General features: G+C 60.9%; 12 protein-coding genes and 1 tRNA gene. 10 read left to right on the forward strand and 3 right to left on the reverse strand.

From position 1 onward, the window contains the following. The first annotated feature begins 79 nt into the window (after nucleotides 1-79). The 4 genes from FHX76_RS00520 to FHX76_RS00535 are packed head-to-tail and all read left to right on the forward strand — an operon-like array spanning nucleotide 80 to nucleotide 4,206. The gene (locus FHX76_RS00520) at nucleotides 80-817 is read left to right on the forward strand and encodes a GNAT family N-acetyltransferase (RefSeq protein ID WP_167146492.1); all 738 of its coding nucleotides are present in this window, start codon (nucleotides 80-82) and stop codon (nucleotides 815-817) included. Further along, nucleotides 814-1,467, forward strand: a complete 654-nt coding sequence (locus tag FHX76_RS00525) for a MurR/RpiR family transcriptional regulator (RefSeq protein ID WP_167146495.1) — start codon at nucleotides 814-816, stop codon at nucleotides 1,465-1,467. Before FHX76_RS00520 ends, FHX76_RS00525 begins: the two co-directional genes overlap by 4 nt. 10 nt (nucleotides 1,468-1,477) lie before the next feature. Continuing rightward, the gene (gene menC, locus FHX76_RS00530) at nucleotides 1,478-2,623 is read left to right on the forward strand and encodes an o-succinylbenzoate synthase (RefSeq protein WP_167146498.1); all 1,146 of its coding nucleotides are present in this window, start codon (nucleotides 1,478-1,480) and stop codon (nucleotides 2,621-2,623) included. Further along, the gene (locus FHX76_RS00535; protein WP_167146501.1) at nucleotides 2,620-4,206 is read left to right on the forward strand and encodes an N-acyl-D-amino-acid deacylase family protein; all 1,587 of its coding nucleotides are present in this window, start codon (nucleotides 2,620-2,622) and stop codon (nucleotides 4,204-4,206) included. Before menC ends, FHX76_RS00535 begins: the two co-directional genes overlap by 4 nt. Before the next feature lie 58 nt (nucleotides 4,207-4,264). On the opposite strand, the gene FHX76_RS00540 is transcribed toward FHX76_RS00535, so the two are convergent. Further along, nucleotides 4,265-5,728, reverse strand: a complete 1,464-nt coding sequence (locus tag FHX76_RS00540) for an MDR family MFS transporter (RefSeq protein WP_341777816.1) — start codon at nucleotides 5,726-5,728, stop codon at nucleotides 4,265-4,267. A gap of 93 nt (nucleotides 5,729-5,821) precedes the next feature. Here FHX76_RS00540 and FHX76_RS00545 point away from each other — a divergent pair, with 93 nt between their 5' ends. After that, nucleotides 5,822-6,505, forward strand: coding sequence for a TetR/AcrR family transcriptional regulator (locus FHX76_RS00545; RefSeq protein ID WP_167146517.1), 684 nt, complete (start codon nucleotides 5,822-5,824; stop codon nucleotides 6,503-6,505). A gap of 125 nt (nucleotides 6,506-6,630) precedes the next feature. Here FHX76_RS00545 and FHX76_RS00550 read toward each other — a convergent pair. Further along, nucleotides 6,631-6,704 (reverse strand) — tRNA-Met (locus tag FHX76_RS00550). A gap of 526 nt (nucleotides 6,705-7,230) precedes the next feature. Here FHX76_RS00550 and FHX76_RS00555 point away from each other — a divergent pair. From FHX76_RS00555 to FHX76_RS00565, 3 genes are all read left to right on the forward strand, one after another. After that, nucleotides 7,231-9,612, forward strand: coding sequence for a hypothetical protein (locus tag FHX76_RS00555; RefSeq protein ID WP_167146520.1), 2,382 nt, complete (start codon nucleotides 7,231-7,233; stop codon nucleotides 9,610-9,612). A gap of 119 nt (nucleotides 9,613-9,731) precedes the next feature. Then, nucleotides 9,732-10,388 carry an HdeD family acid-resistance protein gene (locus tag FHX76_RS00560; RefSeq protein ID WP_167146523.1) on the forward strand — a complete coding sequence of 219 codons (657 nt, stop codon included), beginning with the start codon at nucleotides 9,732-9,734 and terminating at the stop codon, nucleotides 10,386-10,388. Between the two features lie 51 nt (nucleotides 10,389-10,439). Beyond that, complete coding sequence (locus FHX76_RS00565) at nucleotides 10,440-11,261, forward strand: carbon-nitrogen hydrolase family protein (protein WP_167146526.1); 822 nt, start codon at nucleotides 10,440-10,442, stop codon at nucleotides 11,259-11,261. A gap of 63 nt (nucleotides 11,262-11,324) precedes the next feature. Here the strand turns inward: FHX76_RS00565 and FHX76_RS00570 are convergent, their stop codons facing one another. After that, nucleotides 11,325-12,542 (reverse strand): aminotransferase class I/II-fold pyridoxal phosphate-dependent enzyme, encoded by a 1,218-nt coding sequence (locus FHX76_RS00570; RefSeq protein ID WP_167146528.1) that lies wholly within the window; start codon nucleotides 12,540-12,542, stop codon nucleotides 11,325-11,327. A 176-nt stretch (nucleotides 12,543-12,718) separates the two neighbouring features. On the opposite strand from FHX76_RS00570, the gene FHX76_RS16170 reads away from it, so the two are divergent. Both FHX76_RS16170 and FHX76_RS00580 read left to right on the forward strand, forming a co-directional pair. After that, a complete protein-coding gene (locus tag FHX76_RS16170) occupies nucleotides 12,719-14,590 on the forward strand; it encodes a S1C family serine protease (RefSeq protein ID WP_167146531.1) in 1,872 nt (623 codons plus the stop codon). A 193-nt stretch (nucleotides 14,591-14,783) separates the two neighbouring features. Continuing rightward, nucleotides 14,784-17,672 carry a CDP-glycerol glycerophosphotransferase family protein gene (locus FHX76_RS00580; protein WP_167146534.1) on the forward strand — a complete coding sequence of 963 codons (2,889 nt, stop codon included), beginning with the start codon at nucleotides 14,784-14,786 and terminating at the stop codon, nucleotides 17,670-17,672.

The following is a 17,672-nucleotide window of genomic DNA, read 5'->3' on the forward strand; positions in this document are numbered from 1 at the left end:
GCAAGCACAATAGGCATAATTTCAAAGAAATTGGCAGCTTGGCTCGCAAGATGCGTTTCTTATATAACAAAGGTGTTCAATGACCGGTGAGTCACAATCCGACTTGCAGATTCGCGTGCTGTCGAGCGGCGACGAGCTTGGACAGGCCTCAGCGCTGTACCGAAACGTTTTTGGTTACGATAGCTCAACCACCGGGCTCTCGCCCCGGCTGATGCGAAGTCTCGTTGACAACGGGGGTATCGTTCTTGGCGCGGTTACGCCACAGCACGCGCTCGTTGGGCTCATCTACGGCTTCACCGGACACGACGGCAACGGATTTTTCCACTACTCGCAGGCAGCCGCAATCGCGCCTGAAGCGCAAGGCAAAGGCCTCGGCCGCCAGCTGAAGCAGACACAGGCCGAACTCGCGCGTGGCATGGGATTCTCCCGGATGCGTTGGACCTACGACCCAACCGACGTCCGCAACGGGCACTTCAACCTCAACGTGCTCGGCGGAAACGGCATCCGGTTCTACCCCGACTACTACCAAGATGACGGGTCTGACCGCATCCTCATCGAGTGGGCCCTCAACAGCGATGCCGCCCAACAACCGGAGAGCGCAGGGCAGCCGGGCGTGACGGTTCCCGCCGGTATTCGCCAGCTTCGGATCACCGATCCAGAGACCGCCTCCGCCGTCTCTGCCAGGGTTCGGAGCGAGTTGGAAGCCGGGTTTGCCGGCGGAGGTATCCTCAGCTCCTGCGAACGGCAGGGTGACGGCTCAGCGATCTATCGTTTTGGCACAATGGCGCAGCCAACGGCGGGAAAGGCCACGGTATGAGCGAGCAAGCAGCAGACCAGTTTGCGACGCCACACGAACGCTTCGATGCGCGGCTCCAGCGCAGGAGCGCAACCGTGCTCAAAGCTCGCATCGCCCAAGCGGAACGCGACTCGATGCTTGCGGCAGTTGAAGCAGTGCAGTCGGATAGCTCGATTGAGCATGCCTCGGCGCTTATCGTGAAGGCCCGCAGGCGTTTCATCCTTGGGTCGGGCAAATCGAGGGGCTACGCGACCTTGCTCGCTGGCGACCTTGATGCCAGCCTGACGCATATCGCGCTGGTCGGTTCGTCTAGCTCCGACGCGCTCAGTTTATTGAGCGACGTTCGGGCAACCGACGTCCTTGTTGTGGTGTCGCTCAGCCGGTTCCGGCGGGACACCATCAGCATCGCGCAGCGTTTTGCCGAAGCCGGGGGAGTTGTGGTGCTTATCACCGACTCGCCAAACTCGCCGCTCGCGCCATTTGCGGAGGTGCAGGTGGTTGTGGCGACCGGCAGTGCGAGCTACACCAACTCACCGACGGCGCTTGTGCTTGCGCTTCATCTCATTGCCTCAATCACCGCGGCCAGCGCAAAGGGTGCGGGACGTCGCCTCCACGAGCGAGACCGGCTCAGCACAGAACTTGAACTGTATTACGACAACAGTCTTGATTAAGGAGTAGTCCATGAGGATCGTCAGCGCAGACGTTCACACGGTTGAACTGCCGCTTGTGCACTCGTTTGAAACGAGTTCGCATCGCAAGCGACACCTTCAGCATCTGCTCATCCGTCTTGTTGACGAGGCCGGAAACGAGGGCTGGGGTGAAGTCGCCTCGCCATCGCATCCGTTCTTTTCTCCCGAAACAACCGATACCTGTCGGTTCATCCTGGCTCAGGAGCTCCTGCCCTCGTTGCTCGGGGTCGAACTTGGCGACCCAGCAGAAGCCCCTGCTGCTGCCATCCGCACCTGGGCAAAAGTGAGGGGAAACAGTTTTGCAAGAGCCGGCCTCGAATCGGCGGTCTGGGACCTCTCGACTCGAGTTGCACACGTCTCGCTCTCTGCCGCACTCGGCGGCACCGCAACTCACATCGAAGCTGGCGTCTCGCTTGGCATCGAACCGACGGTTGAGCAATTGCTTGAGACGGTCGCCGGCCAGGTCGAGGCTGGTTACGGCAGGATCAAGCTGAAGATCGCACCGGGTTGGGACGTTGCGCCAGTGCGCGCTGTCCGGGAACGGTTTGGTGATATCGCCCTGCACGTTGATGCAAATGGGGTCTATACCGAGGCGGCAGAACACCTCGCCGCGCTGACCGAACTCGACTCATATGGGCTCACGATGATTGAGCAACCGTTTGCGCCGGCGAACATGCTCGCTTCCGCTCGCCTGCAGGCCAACATACAGACGCCAATTTGTCTCGACGAGTCAGTCGAAGAAGTAGATCATTTGCGAACAGCCCTTCGGCTGGATGCCGGTCGGGTACTCAACATTAAGGTGTCGCGTATGGGGGGCCTGAGCACCGCGAAGGAAGCCCACGATGTGTGTCGGGCAGCGGGAATCCCCGTGTGGTGTGGCGGGATGCACGAGTTTGGAGTAGGCCGAGCCACAAATATTGCGCTCGCCTCCCTTCCCGGATTTGTGATGCCCTCTGACGTGTCAGCCTCGGCAAAATATTATGCGCGGGACATCACAACCGAGCCGATCGTTGCGGTGCAGGGAAGCGTAGCGGTGCCAACCGGCGCAGGCATCGGATACACCGTTGATGAAGCCTATGTTGCGGAGCGCTCGACCGAATCGTTCACCCTGATAGCCGACACCGCTTCCGCGCGATGACCGCCCTCGAGCTTGTCATCGAGGGTGGGCATGTATATGACGGCACCGGGGCCGAAGCGGTTGTGGCAAATGTTGGAATTGCCGGTGGCAGAATTGCTGCCATCTCAGCCGAGAAGCTGAGCGCCGAGACTGTTGTTGATGCTCGGGGGCTCGCCGTCTCGCCCGGCTTTATCGATCTGCATTCGCATGCCGATTACACGGTTGAGCGCTGGCCAGAAGCGACTGGGTTGCTTGCCCAGGGCGTCACCAGCATCCTGACCGGAAACTGCGGCTGGTCGCCCTTTCCCGTTGTGGATGCTGCTGAGGCCAAGCGGTGGGGAGGATTCCTTGCCGGCGCCCCAAGCTGGGACTGGGACGACCTTGCCGGATTCGCTCGTGTCGTTGGCAGAGCGCAGCCAGCGGTCAACATCCTCCCGCAGGTTGGGCACGTTGCCGTCAGGCTTGCCGCAGTTGGGGGTGCCGAACGCGCGGCAAGCGCCGCCGAAATCGAACTGATGCGTCAGTACATTCGAACGGCAGCCGAGCAAGGCGCTTGGGGGTTCTCGACGGGGCTCATCTACGCTCCCGGTTCGTTTGCAAGCACCGCGGAAATTAACGAACTGGTGCGGGTTGCGGCTGAGGAAGGGCTGCTCTACTCAACCCATATGCGTGACGAAACGTCCCATCTGCTTGAAGCCGTAACCGAAGCTCTTAACGCGGCAGAATACGCGGGAGCAAGGCTCGAAATCTCACATATCAAGGCCATGGGGCCGGCGAATCACGGCAAAGTGCGCGAGGCGCTCGAGCTCCTTGACGCCGCCGTGGCGAGAGGCGTTGACGTTGCCGCCGACGTGTATCCCTATACCGCTTCGGGAACGACCCTCGCTTCCCGCCTGCCAACGTGGGCGCTTGATGGCGGTTTTGAGTTGCTCGTTGAGCGGTTGAGCGACCCGGAACAACGCCGCCACATTCATGCGGCGCTTGACGCTCGGTTTGGGGTTGACTTCGACCCGGCTGGAATTGTGCTCGCGGAGCTTGACCCCGGTCCGTTCCAGAACGAACGCGGGCGTAGCCTGGTGCAGATCGGTCAGGATCTGGGGGTTGACGCAGCCGAGGCGGCACTCATGATCCTGGCCGCGCATCATGGCAACGTTCCCATCATCAACCATGCGATGGACGAAGCGGATGTTGAGACCGCGCTCCGGCATCCGCTGGTGTCCGTCGCAAGCGATGGTGACGAACTCGTGCCGCACGGCGAGGGGGCGACCCATCCCAGGAGCTTTGGTACCTTCCCGCGAGTGCTGGCCAGGTATGTGCGCGAACGTGGGGTGCTGGGTCTCTCGGATGCCGTGCGCAAGATGACCGCGCTTCCCGCGAGCCGACTCGGTCTTGTTGACCGAGGAATCCTGGCTGTTGGCGCGATCGCAGATATCACGGTCTTTGATGCTGATAGCATCGCTGACCTGGCGACATATGACGACCCGTGGCAGGCGGCAACAGGCGTATGTCACGTCCTGATCGGTGGCAGAATCGCGTTTGCGGATGGCAAACCGGTGGATGCTCGGCACGGCCAGTTGCTGCTCCGGAACGAGGCAAAGGATTGAACGCTGCTCATGCCGGTGGGGTGAGGCAACGGGCTGCCTGACCCCACCGTTCAGCCGGTTAGGGACGTTTTGCCCCGGTGATAAACGGCGCGCAAACGATGCCGATGGTTGCAGCGATTGCGCCGATGAGGAACGCAGCGTGCGCTCCGGCAAAGAGACCGGCGTCGACGGGCGCGCCACCCTGGGCTTCGGTCGCCGCGATGCCGCTCAGAACGGTCACAAATATGGTCGTACCTATGGCCCCGCCAAGTTGCTGCCCCGTGTTAAAGATGGCGCTGCCGTGACCGTATAACTTCAGCGGAACCGTGCTGAGTGCCGAAGACAGGAGACCCGTCATGAGCAGTGCGAGGCCGACACTAAAGACCACATGGAACGCCACAACGAGCCAGAGCGGGGTGCCAAGGGTAATGGTGCTGAACAGCCACTGCCCGCTTGCAAGCAGGATGGCACCAGGGATGAGCACAGGACGCGGACCAAACCGGTCAAAGACGCGACCGAAGATTGGCGCAGCAATGACCTGGGCAAGTCCGCCAGGGAGCAGCATGAACCCGATGGTCATGGTGCTCAGCCCGGCTCCGTTATGCAAGACAATCGGGATGATCACGACGGTGCCGAGGAGCGTTCCCATCGCAATCATGATGAGCACAACGCTCAGGGTAAAGGTGCGGTTCTGAAACGGTTTGAGGTTGAGGAGTTCTCGGCCCGTTGGCGCGAGGCGGAGTTGGCGAACGATAAAGAGGGCAAGTGCAACGAGCCCAATTCCGCCGCTGACCGCTGGCGCTGTTGGTTGTTCAGCTGCAGCTCCGAATGTCGAGATTGCGTAGACAAGTCCACCAAAGGCGAACGCTGACAACACAACGGAGAAGATATCCACAGGGAGTTTTCTTGCCGATGAGGGAACTCGGATGAAGATGATGCCTGCTACCAAAATGAGCAGGGCAAGCGGCGTCATAATTCCGAAGATCCATCGCCACGAGAGCGAACTCACAATGATGCCCGAAACCGTTGGCCCAATCGCGGGACCAACCGAAATGACGATTGAGTTGAGCCCCATCACCATTCCTCGGTTTTTCACCGGGACCAGCGACAGCGTGCTGGTCATCAGCAGCGGTAGGACGATGGCCGTACCGATGGCCTGGATGACGCGGGCAATGAGTAGGATCGCGAAGTTCGGTGCGACGGCAGCAAGGACGAGGCCAACGATGAAGCTGCAGAGCGCAACAACAAAGAGGCTGCGCTGGGTGAATCGTTGGAGTAGGTAGCCCGTCATCGGGATGACGATAGACATGGTGAGCAGGAATCCCGTAGTGAGCCACTGGCCGGCGTCTGCTGAAATGAGAAAGTTTTCCATGATCGCCGGGAGCGCAACGGTGAGGACGGTTTCGTTGAGGATCATGACAAACGCTGCAAGCGCGAGTGCGCCAATAATTCCGGTGATTTGCCGGGTTGATAGCGTTTGTGCGCTGGGTTGTTCTTTGGCGGCAACTGGGGGAGCGGCCTGTTGTGTGGACGAGTCCTTCACGTATTTCCTCTATCTGTTGAATCTGACCGTACAGATAATGTCACACTCTGACATTTTTCGTAAGTCAAACCTGTCAGAGTGTGACAATTTTTCTTGAGTCGCTACAGTGAGGTGAGCGAGAAGGGCATTCACAGCATGGGCACACGCGAGCAGAATCGAATCCAGACCGTTCTTGCAATGCAACGGGCGACTCTTGATCTTGTTGAGCGGCAGGGACTCGCCGCGACAACCATCGGTCAAATCGCCGCGAACGTCGGGGTATCTGAGCGCACCTTTTTTCGTTATTTCTCGTCAAAAGAGCACGCGATTCTGCCTGGGCATCACGACCTGACCGATGCCCTCGTCTCAAGTGATATTGTGCCGGGCGAACGAAGCGATATGTTGAAGAACCTGTTGCAGATCAGCAGAACATTCTTTGCAAACGAGGTTGATCGCCAAGAGTTTCGACGGATTTCTCGACTGCTTGTTAACGAACCAGAACTCATGGGGGCGGTCACCCGGCAAGAGCGGGCCCTCGTGTCCGAACTCAGCCCGGTGCTTGAGCGCAAGGCAAACCTGTCGTTTATGCAAGCGCTTCTCCTCGCCGAAACCGTTGTGGTTGCGTGGCGCGTGGCCTGGCTCTCATATGCGCACGACGAGGTAAACGGTGGGGATGCCGATCCGCTCGCGTTATTTGATCAGACGATGATCGAGCTCGGTGCGGATGCGGACAGTGCTGATGCGGGAGTTGTCGCCGCGGGAAGTGCCGACGCTGGAGTTGCGAGCTCGGGTCGTTAACCCGGCGGGCTAGGTGTTCTCTCCGCGATATTGAGCGGGCGTTTGGAAGCCCAGACTTGTTGGGGTTGAACGCAAGATGCCCGGTCTCGAGAGACCGGGCATCTTGTACCGCTATGCGATGTTCGTTGCGGGGGCAGGATTTGAACCTACGACCTCCGGGTTATGAGCCCGGCGAGCTACCGAACTGCTCCACCCCGCGGTACAAGAACTAACTCTAGCACGGACTTAACCGTGCTCGTGACCGTCCTGTTTGGAACGCATGAACACGAGTCGCCTCCCCATAGCAGTCGCGGCAGGTAGCTAGGAAACGGGTTTCACGTCCTGTTGATAAACCGCCAATTGTGCCCGCTATGTGACGGAACCAATGACGGACTGCCCCATGAAATCGGGCCCGACTTTCGTCAATCGATGATGCTCGGCGAGAAATCTACCAAGCCTGTGGAGAGCTTCAATCCGATGACTCCGTTCACGTCAAGCTCGACTCACCGTTGTGACGGGTGCGGTGGCCGTGTGATTTGCGCGGACACGTCTCGCGCATCCGCACAATTTGAGTCAACAGTGAGGAGTCAAGAGTGTTGCGAAGACAGCGGAACGCAGGTGCGGTTGGGCAGATATCGCAAGCGAGGTGCCGGAAACGGCAACCGCCGTATCCGGGTCCCGCTCGGGCACGAACGCGGCGCCGGCACCTCGGCCTTGTGCGAGGGAGCCTGCTCAGCATTGGTTGCGTGTTGCTCGGAACACTCATCATGCCAACTGCGTCAGCTCAGGCGGTGCTGCAGCCTGGGCCTGGATACTCGCTCACGGTGTACAACAACCTGACGATGTTTGGCGGATACGTTGCACCGGACGGGTCAATCGCCTACTGCCTCGAATGGGGCAAGTATGCGCCAACCGAAGCGTCTTGGCCAACGGTGGATGCCGGTGTCCTTGCCGATTACAACGCATGGGGCGCTGCCGAGCTGGCGCGAATTAACTTCATCGTTTCAACCTGGGGGCAAACACAAGACCCGGTTCAGGCTGCGGCCACGGCTCTCTCGATCTGGACACGGCATCCGAGCTCTGCCACCGCATCCGTGCCAGATTATTCCGACGGACACTGGGCGCTCGCAGAAGCAATACCCGATCCCGCCGTGCGCGGCCAGGTGATTGCTCTCAAAGACCAAATTCTTGCCGCGGCCAACGCCTACAACCCAACACCGGTTGCGGGAGTAGGCGAGCTCGGGCTCACCCTCGATCGTCAGATTGCCGAGCGTGGCATCGTCTCCGTTCGAGGAGTGCCAGAGGATGCAACCGGAACGCTGGCATTTACCGGTGCTTCCGCGAGCGACACCGGCGCACGGATGGTTTCGGGGGTACGCAACGGCTCCGTCGTGAACTTCACGATGCACGAAGCCGACAACAAGCTCAACAGCCTTCAGGTGGGCATCAGCGGAGTCTTTTCAACCCCAGATCGTCCATCGTCCGAAATTCGAGTGTGGCGCACGGCGCAGAACGCCCAAGATGTTGCGAGCCCCGGGCCAAAGCATCCCGGCACTCGGTTTGAATTGACCAACGCTGCAACGCGTGAGGGGCTCTATTTTGAGCCAACCGTGGTGACGCAGGTGCCGAGCGAGCGCGTTGAGCGAGGAACGACGTTCAGCGACACCGTGAAGTTCTCGCTTGCTGAAGGCAGCCGCCCCTGGCGTCGGCTCGTCTCGGGAGAATACATTCCCGTTACCGCCGTCTGCCGGGCCTACGGTCCAACCCTTGAACGGCCTGCCGTTTCTGCATTGCCTCCAGACGATGCGGTTCCGATCGGTCAACCGATCAGCGTGACAAGCGCCTCTCACCTCGATCCAACGACGCAGTGGCTGCCAGTGGACTTTGGCGTGGCCGCTGAACAGGCCGGTTATTACACCTATGTGTGTTCCGTCGACGCAGCCGAGCAGGCCGACGAACGGGCGGTACAAGCGATCCAACCCAATTACCACTACCAACACGAATACGGACTCGCCGCCGAAACGCAGTTCACGCGCTCGCAGATTCGATTTCGTACGCAACTTGACGAGGCCTCCGTTGCGCCTGGTGACGCCGTTCAGGACACCATTACGCCGTTTCTCGAAGGCGGAGGATGGGTCGAGCGAGATGGCGAGCCTGTGCCCGTGGTGCTCAGAGGCACACGTTATTTCAGCGAGACTGAGCCGGTTCGCTCGCCTGTCGCTCCAGCTGTTCGTGAAGGGCCCAGCGTTACGGAGGAGTCAACCGCCACCGGAGCCGACCCAGCGCACACTTCGGACGATTCAACTCCTCCAGAGCCGTCAATAACGGACGAAGGCACCCCAGTTTCCGAAGAGCCCCGGGTGACGGTCATTGGCGAGACCCTGATCGAGCTGCATGGTCTCGAGGCTGTGACAACCGAGGCCCTGCAGACGCCGACAACTGCCGGATGGCTGACCTTCCAATGGTGCGTCTATGACGAGGACCAGCCAGATCACCTCGCCGGACTTGTTGAGGAATGGTGTGATGACTATGGGGTGCCAGAAGAAACGGTTCAGCTGCGCTGGCCAACCGTGACAACTGAAGCATCTCCTACGGTTGTCGTTCCTGGCGATGGGGGAGACTCCGCTGCTGTTGTCGGGGAGATTCCGACGCACCCCGACACGGAACTCCTCCTCACCTTTGAGCTGTTCAGAGCTTCGGGCGAACAGCCAACGTGTGCCGCAGAAGAACGGGTCTTTGACACCTCCGACAGGCCAATCCGTGTTGACCGCGAAGGCAATTTTTCGAGTCCGAGCTATCGATACGAAAAAGCAGGCACTTACTACTGGGTCGAAACGCTCGCCTGGCAGAACAGTGCAACGGGCGAGGGCGACATCATCCATGTTGGTGCGTGCGGCCTGCCAAACGAGACAACAGTGGCAACGCTGCCGCCCCCAGAAACGCCCCTGACGGTGACTGGCCTTGCGCTCGGCGGAATGACCCCGTGGCTCGGTTCGCTCGGAACTGCCTGCCTCGCACTTGGTTCATTGCTCACCGACAAACGCCACAAACCGGGGCGTGGCCAGAAGCGAAAGCGCGTTGGCTGGCGCGCTCCGATCTCAGGGAGGCGCCGCGCCGTAATCGCTTGATCGTTTCGGCGAGCCAACGGCCGCCATGTTGTGTCATCTGCAGCATGGCGGCCGTCACCCGCGCCGCGCCGGCCCTATAGTGAAGATACAAAACCGCAAACCGCGACCAGGGGGCAGCCATGTCAGACTCAGCAGCACAATTTGCACAGTCCGTTCGAACGGGAGTCAAAGCCATCTGGTGGCTCTACCTCCTCCGCGGAATCTTCGCCGTCATCTTTGGAATCGTGGCGCTCAGTTGGCCGGGCCTCGTGACCAACGTGCTCGCGTACATTATCGGGTTCTACCTCATCCTTGACGGAATCTTCCTGATTGGCGGAGCAATCTCTCAGCGCAAAGACTTGCCAGGATGGGGCTGGACGCTAGCCCAGGGTGCCCTCACCACGCTTGCCGGAATCTTCATCGTCATTCTCCCAGCCTGGGCAGCGGCCCTCGTTGGTGGTTTCCTGATCTGGACACTCATCATCTGGTCGGTTGTCGCCGGCATCTACGGAGTTGTTGCATCGCTGAAATCTCGTTCGATCAACCCTCGCTGGGGCTGGTCGCTCGTGAGCAACATCCTCACGATCGTGCTGAGTATCGTTGTTGCGGCAATCGCCATCGCCGACCCATCATTCGCCATCCACGCGCTTGTCTGGATTGCCGGATTCTGGGCGCTCGTGCTGGGAATCGGGCTGGTTATTATTGCCTTCCGCGTTCGCAAAGAGGTCAAAGCGCTCGGCGACGGACTCGCAGAGGCAGCACTGCGGAGCAACGGCACCATCCCTCCAGCCGTCTAATTCTCCCAACGGCGAGGCCGCGGAACACGCGGTCTCGCCTAGGCTGGAACCATGAGCACACTTGACGTCGCTGTTGTCCAGTTCAATCCGACAGATAACTGGGCCGAAAACCTCGTCACCGTCGAGCGGTACGCCACAGAAGCGGCTGGTGCAGGCGCTCAGTTCGTGGTTTTCCCCGAATACTCCTCGGTCTTCACGAAGCGGCTCGGCCAGCACACGGTAGACACCGCCCAACCCGTTGACGGACCATTTGTAACGGGTCTCCAGGCGATCGCCGCGGCCCTTGGCATCCACCTTGTTGCCGGAATCGTTGAGGCGCTTGACCCAGAGGACGAGCCGAATCGGTGTGCAAACACCCTCATCGCGATAGATCCCACGGGCAAGCTTGTGGCCACCTATCGCAAGCTTCACCTCTATGACGCGTTTGGTCAGCGTGAAAGCGACTGGGTCGCGCCTGGCGCAATCGAAGACGCTCCCGTTTTTGATGTTGGCGGATGTACGGTTGGTCTTCAGACCTGCTACGACATCCGCTTCCCCGAAGTGAGTCGGTGGCTTGTGGATGCCGGAGCCACGTTGCTCGTTGTGCCGGCCGAGTGGGTTGCCGGCGATCTCAAGACCACCCATTGGCAGACGCTACTGGCAGCAAGGGCAATCGAGAACACCGTCTTCGTCGCTGCCGCTGACCATGCACCGCCGGTTGCCGTTGGACATTCCGCCATTATCGACCCGCGTGGAGTGACTCTTGCTTCGCTGGCAGACGAAGAAGGCATCGCCTCCGCGACTCTTGAGACCCAGACACTCGAGGAAGTCCGCACCGTGAACCCCGCGTTGAGCCTGCGTCGTTTTGAAGTTGCGCCTCGCGGTAAGGCCTGAGCACCAGACTCTGCCTCGAACCCAGCCACAACATCCCGTGGCGCTTCCCCCAGTACGACTGCGTTAACCGAGCCGGCTCAGTCGCATTGCGGCCTCTTCGAGCACCTCAGTGCGTTTGCAATACGCGAAGCGCACGAGCGACGAATACTCGGGGGCCCGGTCCTCACTACAGAAGGCGGCAACGGGAACGCCAACAACACCAGCAAGCTCTGGCAGTTTTCGGCACAGGTCGACGGCATCCGTAAATCCGAGGGGAGCCGCGTCGGCAATAACAAAATAGCCGCCACTCGGAGTCGACACATCGAATCCTGCGGCGCGGAGGCCGTCGCTCAGGAGGTCGCGTTTTGCGCGAAGGGTATCCGCAGCGCCGGTGAAGAACTCGTCGGGGAGACGAAGTCCGGTCGCCATCGCCGGCTGAAAAGGTGCCCCGCTGGTATAGGTGAGGAACTGTTTTACCGACTGTATCGCGGTGATAATCGGTGAGGGCGCGCTCAACCAGCCAACTTTCCAACCGGTTGTGTTGAACGTTTTTCCGCCGGACGAGATGGTGACGGTGCGTTCCGCCGCGCCGGAGAGCGAGGCGATTGGGATGTGCGGTACCCCAAATGTGAGGTGCTCGTAGACTTCATCGGTCACGATTATGGCGTCGTTGGCCGTTGCAAGCGCCACGATGTGCTCAAGCGTTTCGACTGGCATAACCGAACCACAGGGGTTATGTGGCGTGTTGAGCAAGATGAGCCGCGTCCGGTCCGTGATCGCTGCCGTGAGGTCGGCGTGGCTCGGTAGGTAGTGGGGATGCCGCAGCGCGACGGTCCGATGGGTCGCTCCAGCGAGACGGATGAGCGCCCCGTATGCGTCGTAGTAGGGCTCAAGCGTGACAACCTCGTCGCCGGGCTCGAGTAGCGCGAGCAGCGTTGCGGCGAGGGCCTCCGTAGCGCCCGTCGTCACAAGCACTTCGGTGTCAGGATCAATCGTGATGCCATAAAAGCGCTGCTGGTGTTCGGAGATAGCCGAGAGCAGGTCGGGGATTCCGCGCCCAGGTGGGTACTGATTGTGCCCTTCGCTGATCGCAGCCCGTGCCGCTTCGGTGACCTCAACGGGGCCGTCCTCGTCGGGAAAACCTTGGCCGAGATTGAGCGAACCCGTACTGGCCGCGAGTGCAGACATCTCTGCAAAGATGGTCGGCCTGACCTGTCCGTCGTCACTGAGTAATCCGGCGCCTCGCGCTGCGCGTGACCACGCGCCGGAGATGGGAGGCTGACGGTCGTCGATGGTTGTCATCGTTCAAGGCTACGGCAGTCGAGCGTGCTTCCTGAAAAGGGGCGTACACTCTGCCTTAACCGCGCGGACTGTTGCCTCCTGCATTCTCGAAGGCAACCTCCAGACTGCCCGCAGCCCGTTCAAATAGAATGCATAGGGTCGGACGGCATTCTGACATTGTGTGGAAGGAGAACACCATGACAAACCCTGAGATCCCGAACAATGCAGAACCTCAGCCCAGCAACTCAAACGCACCGCAAGACCCAGAGGTAGGCCAGCAAGGTCAACCGCAGGGCACCCCAGCTCCAGCCGAGCAGGGCCACGAACAAACCACTGCGCCGGCGCAGCAGGCGACAACAGGCGCTCCAGCCTTTGGCAGCGACCCAACGAGCGTCGCGCCGTCGCAACAGCACTACGGCTGGCAAGCATCCGCTGCCGCCCCTGGCTCGAATCCAGCCGCGATCCCTGGCGCCCAGCCAACGGCACAGCAGCCCGTTCAGCAGGCTCGCTACGGCGCACCGCAGGCTTCGACGCCTGCTCAACCCACGCATCCAGCTCCTGCAGGATCGTACCGCCCAGCGGCACCGGTCGCACCAGCGGCGCACAACCCCTATGCACAAGCGCCCCAGCAGGCATCGACCACGCAGCCGACCGTTCCGCTTGGACAGCAGGGCGCCCCGTATCCCTACGGAACCCAGCAGCAGGCCGATCACACCCCAACCGCATCGCACACCGCTGCCCAGCAGCCAACTGCCCAGCAGCCAACTGCTCAGCAGCCAACAGCTCAGCAGCCGCAGTACGCAATGGCTGGTGGCGCAGGCAACGGCTCCGGTAACGGTGCCGCATTTGGTGTGCCGGCTGCGGCTTCGGCTGCCAAGAAGCCGAACCGCGGTGGACTTATTGTTGCCGGCCTTGCGATTGCCGCCCTGATCGGTGGTGCCTCTGGCGCCGGAATCACCGCAGCCCTCACCACTCAAAATGGCACAACTGTACAGGGCGAGGCCGGACCCCAGACGGTAACAATCAACAATCCAGGTGACGTTTCAGCGGTCACGGCGATTGCTGCGGCTGCCATGCCAAGCGTGGTTACCATCACCGTTGAGAGCGACTCCGCCGCAGGCAGCGGCTCGGGCGTTGTGATCGATAAAGACGGCCACATCCTGACAAACAACCACGTCGTGAGCCTTGACGGTGAAGCAAAAAACGCCGTCATCCGGGTACACACGAGCGATGGTCGGATTCTTCCGGCAACCGTCGTTGGCACTGATCCGCTTGCAGATCTTGCCGTACTCAAGGTTGAGAATTCCGATCTGCCACCCGTTGAGTTTGCGAACTCTGAAGACCTCAACGTTGGCGACCTGACCGTTGCTATTGGTGCGCCGCTTGGCCTGCCAGGAACGGTGACGAGCGGTGTTGTGAGCGCGCTCAACCGTGGCATCACGGTTGGTTCGACCACCATCCCGAGCGACCCAGAGCAGGACCAGCAGGATGAGCAAGACCCTTCGAACCCGCTTGACCAGTGGAACTTCGACCTTGATCAGCCCAACCAGTCAAGTGGAACCGTGAACTACGTTGCGCTTCCCGTCATCCAGACTGACGCATCGATCAACCCAGGCAACTCGGGCGGTGCGTTGCTCAACGGCGACGGAAAACTCATTGGCATCAACGTTGCTATCGCAAGCACGTCATCCTCAGCTGATGGCACTGCAGGAAGCGTCGGACTTGGCTTCGCGATTCCCGCAAACCTGGCGAAGCGCGTTGCCGACGACATCATCGCGGGCAAGACCGTCTCGCACGGCCTGCTTGGTGCTTCAGTTGGCGACTCGAGCCAGGCAGCGGATGCGTCCGTGGCCGGTGCTCTTGTCCAAGAAGTCACCAAGGGTGGTGCGGCAGAGGCAGCGGGTATCAAGGCCGGCGACGTGATTACGAAGTTCAACGGGGTCCCGGTGACGAACCGGACCGACCTCACCGCACTCGTCCGTTACCTTGAGGGCGACAGTAAGGTTGAACTGTCCTACGTTCGCGACGGCAAAACCACAACCGTTGACGTGACTCTCGGCTCGTTGTAATACCTCCAACACGAGTGCCTGAGACCATCAGGTTGCTCAAACCTTCTGTACAGGAACGGGGCTCGGCCGCACGCGGTCGGGCCCCGTCCTGCATGTTTGCTATGAGTCCAAAAAGCGATACTGTAGTGACGGTCGCACGTGTATTAGACGCATTGGCCGTACCGGTGCGATACCAGAGAATGTGAGGGCGAGAGTGCCACGGTTTACCTTCAACCGGGGAAACCTGAGCAAGCTTGCCGCACTGCCGCTATACGCTCTGAGCGCGCCGCTCCGACTGTGTGTACGCCGCGATTCAAAGCGCTGGGTTTTTGGTTCCGGGTCTGGCATCGGCGAGGGCGCCCTTGAGCTGTATCGCGTCGTTTCTGAACAGCTTCCAGACCACTCCCTCGTCTGGTTGGTGAGCTCGGATGCTCAGCGCGCAGCAGCTGTTCGCCTCGGAATCCCCGTCGCTAAACGAGACAGCATTCGCGGTCTCTGGCTGACGCTTCGGGCCGCGACCTCTGTCGTGACGCACGGCTTCGGCGATGTCAACCGCTACGGGGTGATGGGGTCGTACGTTGTGCAGCTCTGGCACGGCATCCCACTGAAGCGATTGCATCTCGATTCGCCGGTGACAACGGGTCTTGCCTCACGGATGCCAGGCATCGCCAAGTCCCTGATCGTGCGACTCTATGGGCGAAGCACCAAAGCTATCGCCTTGTTTCCTGTTGCGTCGCCGCTTGCCGCGGAGCGCATCCGCTCGGCGTTTCGGCTGACCGACGCTCAGCTTGCGGTAACGGGAGACCCAAGGGACGATGTTCTTGCGGTTGGGCAGAACCCCGCAGCCGCAGAGGAAGCGCGAGCCTCCGCGCGGGCGCAGGTCGCCTCGGCCCTCGGAATGACGCTTTCGCCCGCAGAAACCCTCGTCCTGTACGCGCCAACCTGGCGTGACGGCGATCCCGACCCCGCCATCCCGACTGACGACGAATGGCTCGCGCTCCAGGCGCTTGCCGAGCGTCACGCGCTGCGGCTCGTGATTCGCTCACATCCGCTTGGTGCCGGAAACTATCAACGTGGACTGAACCCACACGGACGCGTGCACCTGATGGGCAGCGATGTGCTTCCACACATCACCCCAGCGTTGCTTGCCTTTGACGGGCTCATCACCGATTACTCATCAATTGCCTACGATTTTTCACTGGTTGGTGGGCCTATCGTCTGGTTCGCTCCCGATCTTGCCTCCTACGAACAGTCGAGGGGGCTGTACGAGCCGTATCGGCAGGTGACCGAAGGCGCCCACGCCAGTTCGTGGTTGGGTGTTTGTGATCAAATTGACCAGGTGTGGGGCGACCCCGTTGCCCGTCAGCTTTCGGTTGAGCGCACGCAGCGCCTTGCCGCCCGGCACTTCAGCATGCACGACGGCCAGAACGCAGAGCGCGTGTTTGCCGAGATCATGACCCGCCGCGTGCGCTCTGTTCTCCCCAATGTCTCCTCAACTAGGCGTATCGATGTTCACTCTTCTGGCGCGGCGTTGCAGCCCCAGACGGTGCCGTGGACTGTTTCCTCCCTTGACTGGGAATCTCGTGACGGCAATCCCATTCTCACGGTGAGGGGGGTTGTTGGCACGCTTGGCGAGCCAACGCGTGTTGCCCTCGAAGGCGCCCAAGCTGATCGAGCCGCTGCAATCCGTGTGAGCGGGCGCGACTGGTCGGCGCGTATCCAGCTTCGGGCACCCTCGGCGCGGGGGAGCATCTTGCCTCCGCCAAGCGGTGAGTACCATCTGGTCGGCCTCGCCGACACCCTGCCGCATGGTCTTTCGTCGTCAGCTGGAGCGAACAGCAGTACCCTTGTCCCGCTTCTGTGGGCGGCTCCGGCCGGAGTAGATGCGCTCGAATCGTTGGATGCGCGCGACGAATGGGTCTCGGTCAGGTCGCGTCCCGTTGCGCAGGCCGCTGTGACGGTTACCGTCGGGCCTCCACTCGGCTCGGACGAGCTTAGCGAGCAGGAGCAGTCTCGCCGCGAGGCTGCGTATCGGTCAGCTTCGTACGCTGCCTCAAACGCGGTGTTTTTTGAGAGCTTTTATGGCAGGGTCGCGACGTGCAACCCGGCCGCGATTGATCGAGAGATTGCGCGGCAGCGACCTGACATCGTGCGCTACTGGAGCGTGCGTGATCGCTCCGTCGAAGTGCCTGACGGCGCAGTGGCGATTATCGAGGGCAGCGACGAGTGGTGGATGGCTCGCGGAACCGCCAAACTGTTGGTCGTGAACGATTGGCTTCGCAAGCGCTGGAAGCCGCGTCCATACCAGACGGTTCTGCAAACCTGGCACGGCACGATGCTCAAGCGCTTGGCGTTACAGCGCAAAGGAGTGAGCGCAAGGACCGCTTTGGCGACGCTGCGTGAAAGCGCGAGGTGGGACATCCTGCTCACGCAGAACGAGCACAGCACCAAGACGCTCAAAGCGTCCTACGGCTTCCGTGGCAGGGTCTGGCAGGTTGGGTATCCGCGGAACGATGAACTCGTCACAGGCGACCGAGCCGCCGCAAGGCAGACACTTGGGATTGATTCCTCAAGCAAGGTTGTCCTGTATGCGCCAACATGGCGCGACAGTTCGCGTGAACTGGTTGACCTCGTTGGGGTCAGCGACCTGAGCGAGCGCCTCGGCGAAGAGTGGACGGTGCTTGTGCGAGGGCATAGCCGCACACACGAGTTTGGTCGCTACGACGGCGCGGCCGGTGTTCGTGACGTCTCTCGCTACCCTGAGGTTGACGACCTACTCCTGGCGAGTGACCTCGTCGTGACCGACTATTCGTCGGTGATGTTTGACGCGAGTGTTGCGCAACGGCCGCTTGTCTTTTACGTTCCAGACTTGGAATCGTATCGAGGCACCGAGCGTGGCTTCACCTTTGATTTTGAGGCGGCGGCACCCGGCCCGCTCACTCGCACGCTTGACGAGCTTGTGGATGCCGTTGTCGCTCCCGAACGCTGGCAGCCTGCCTACGCGTCCCGCTATGCGGCCTGGCGCAAGAGGTTCAACGCACATGACGACGGACGTGCGTCACAGCGTGTTGTCGACCGTCTGCTGCGCGACGGCATCCTCTAG

The organism is Lysinibacter cavernae (assembly GCF_011758565.1).
GTDB classification, from domain to species: domain Bacteria; phylum Actinomycetota; class Actinomycetes; order Actinomycetales; family Microbacteriaceae; genus Lysinibacter; species Lysinibacter cavernae.

Excerpts from the sequence above, each read along its gene's own strand:
- FHX76_RS00520 (WP_167146492.1), top strand. The coding sequence starts at position 80 with ATGACCGGTGAGTCACAATCCGACTTGCAGATTCGCGTGCTGTCGAGC.
- FHX76_RS00560 (WP_167146523.1), top strand. The coding sequence starts at position 9,732 with ATGTCAGACTCAGCAGCACAATTTGCACAGTCCGTTCGAACGGGAGTC.
- menC (WP_167146498.1), top strand. The coding sequence starts at position 1,478 with ATGAGGATCGTCAGCGCAGACGTTCACACGGTTGAACTGCCGCTTGTG.
- FHX76_RS00570 (WP_167146528.1), bottom strand. The coding sequence starts at position 12,542 with ATGACAACCATCGACGACCGTCAGCCTCCCATCTCCGGCGCGTGGTCA.
- FHX76_RS00535 (WP_167146501.1), top strand. The coding sequence starts at position 2,620 with ATGACCGCCCTCGAGCTTGTCATCGAGGGTGGGCATGTATATGACGGC.
- FHX76_RS00565 (WP_167146526.1), top strand. The coding sequence starts at position 10,440 with ATGAGCACACTTGACGTCGCTGTTGTCCAGTTCAATCCGACAGATAAC.
- FHX76_RS00525 (WP_167146495.1), top strand. The coding sequence starts at position 814 with ATGAGCGAGCAAGCAGCAGACCAGTTTGCGACGCCACACGAACGCTTC.
- FHX76_RS16170 (WP_167146531.1), top strand. The coding sequence starts at position 12,719 with ATGACAAACCCTGAGATCCCGAACAATGCAGAACCTCAGCCCAGCAAC.